Genomic DNA, 2,619 nt, shown 5'->3' with positions numbered 1-2,619 from the left:
TATTAGTAAAGTCATTACCATTTTGTTCTCCAGTATAGCCAGGAACTTGATCTTCTATTACTGTGTAGTTAATTTCTTGACCATTTTCGAACTTAGGTAAGTCACTAAAGCTATATGACCAGTTATTAGCTACTGTAGCTTGTGTTGTGTGTACCTCTTGACCATTTGCCATTAAATGAATAGTGATTTTATCTGGACGGATACCATCTTGGTTGTTATTGTCTTTCCAAGTCTTAGTACCACTGATTTCAGTAGTAGCTGGTGTATGTGTATTAGTAAAGTCATTACCTTTTTGCTCACTAGTATAATCATCAACAGGATTTTCTGTTACTGTATACGTAATTTCTTTACCTTTATCATCATATTTAGCTAGATTATCAAAGCTATATGCCCAGTTATCATTTGCTGTGACTTCTTTTGAATCTACTTTATTATCGTTAGCTAGAAGGTTAATCGTGATTTTATCTGGACGAACACCGTCTTGGTTGTTGTTGTCATTCCACGTCTTAGTTCCTGAGATAGATACTTTTTCATTGTTAGTATTGGTAATAACAAAGCCTTTATCCATATCACCACTAACAGCACTATCATAATTTGGTAAGCTTACTTCTTCGACGGTATAGTTAATCTTTTGACCATTTGCATTATATTCACGTAAGTTATCAAAAGTATGTGTCCAGTTACCAGCTACATCTAGGCTAGCTCTTTGAACTTCTGTACCGTCAGCTTTCAAAATTACTTCAACCGGTCCGCCTTCCTTACCAATCCATTTTTTATCTACCTTGATACTACGCTTAATTGGAGTATCTTTAACTGTCTGTAATGCTCCACCTGTTGGTGTTACTTCTAAAGTAAACGTATCCTCATTTAGCTCATATCCTGTTGGGGCTTTTACTTCCTTAACTTTATAAGTTCCTTGTTTTAGAACACCAGATGTTACAGTACCATCAGCTCCTGTAGTTAGATTGAATGTATTTCCGTCAGGAGTAGTGACTTCAAAGACTGCGTTAGCAAGTGGTGTCACATTGTCATCAGCATCTACTTTAGTAATCTTAATTTTACTCGCTAAATCACCAGAACCTGTTCCTCCTGATTCGGCACCAACGTAATTGCTCCAACATTCTTTGCTTTCATCAGTAGAAGTCAAAGTTATTTTATTAGTAAGTTTTGTACCAGGTATATAAGTGGAACTATAAACTAAATAATATCCATCAGTAATGTCACCTAATGTAAGAGTAAAGGAATTACCATCTTCAGCAATTTTAAGTTTTCCATCTTTTATTAATGTTTCACCACGAATTGTTTCTAGCACCTGACTAAACCGCCCATACTCATTATACTTACCCCTTTGAAGTATAAAACTATCTTTTAAGAAAGTCATTTCAGGATTTCCTAAAGTATCAGAAATGACAACTTGGTGAAGATTTTTTCCACTTGTATTAATTCGAGCACTCCAATCAGCTTTTTCAGGTTGAGTTATATTTCCCGAACTAAATTTTGCTAAAATCTCATCTCCAACCAAGGTTGGACCGGTAATCTTAATTTCAGTTGTGATCACTTGCCCATTAACAGTAATACTAAAGGAATTATCTTGCCCTATTTGCGTTTGTTCTTTATCAACTTTTGATGCCAGATACATTGTTCCTTTAACATTATACTTATTTTCTACTGCATCTGTAAAAATAACGTGAATAGAACCACCAATATCTTTTAAACCTGGATTAACCGTGGCTTGTCCGATTACTACACCTTCTTGATTTTTTAACTCAAAGTTACGTGCGGAAGTATCGGAAGGAAACCACATATTACTAGGTAAAGTAACATCAAAATAGTCTCCTGCATGGATATCAACTCCAGCTGCACTTGCATCCCAATCCATTGCTAGATAAAAACTTTCTCCATAATTAATAGAATTAGGCTTTTCATGCTTAATATTCTCAATTCTAAAATTAGTAATAGTAACATCTACTAACTTTACTTCTTCAGCAGAGACCAAGTCAGAACTAGTTCCAATCAATCCTATTATGGTAAAAAGTGTACAAAGTCCTATAAAAAATTTATAACGTGAAAGTATTTTTTTCATAATTTTTTCTCCCTATAAAACAAATTTATGTTTTTCAATTCTTAAATTATAAATGTTTTCTCTAGCATCTTCTTTTATCTACTAATTCCATTATGCATCATAATAGTAAGTACTGATATTTTTACTAAGAAAAAATCAAATAATTCCTAAAATTTATTATCAATTCCCATATAAATAGTAAAACATATTTTCCCCCCCTCCATTTATTAATATAATTACCATCAGCATTAACAAATATTTCACTCCCCTCTTATACTAATATCATGACACTATAAATTAAAACTACAAAAAATAGTTTTTTTAGTATACTTAAAAAATTAAATACACTAAAAAAACTATCTTTCAATATATAATTGCACTCAAAAAACAAGAGATAGACTATCTGCTCTGCTCTGCTCTGCCCTGCTCTGCCCTGCCCTGCTCTACTCTGCTCTGCTCTACTCTGCTCTGCTCTACTCTGCTCTGCTCTACTCATGGTAACCCCCCTTTCCATTCTTGTCATTATACTTCGTTATTATATCTAAAATATTTAGATA

General features: G+C 33.3%; 2 protein-coding genes. Both read right to left on the bottom strand.

Translation table 11 applies throughout. The annotated features are described in order from the left end of the window. Positions 1-2,017, bottom strand: a 2,017-nt coding sequence (locus ACR0P1_RS07745; protein ID WP_432645832.1) for a Cna B-type domain-containing protein, incomplete at its 3' end; no start/stop codon positions are given. 316 nt (positions 2,018-2,333) lie between these two features. Then, positions 2,334-2,558, bottom strand: coding sequence for a hypothetical protein (locus ACR0P1_RS07740; protein ID WP_432645831.1), 225 nt, complete (start codon positions 2,556-2,558; stop codon positions 2,334-2,336). Positions 2,559-2,619: the final 61 nt, after the last annotated feature.

This window comes from Methanobrevibacter sp., assembly GCF_050872065.1.
Lineage (GTDB): Archaea > Methanobacteriota > Methanobacteria > Methanobacteriales > Methanobacteriaceae > Methanocatella.
Note: the sequence above shows the minus strand (reverse complement) of the source record. Positions and strands in the feature narration are given on the sequence as shown.

Bases quoted from the DNA above. Each gene is read 5' to 3' on its own strand.
- ACR0P1_RS07740 (WP_432645831.1), bottom strand. From the start codon at position 2,558: ATGAGTAGAGCAGAGCAGAGTAGAGCAGAGCAGAGTAGAGCAGAGCAG.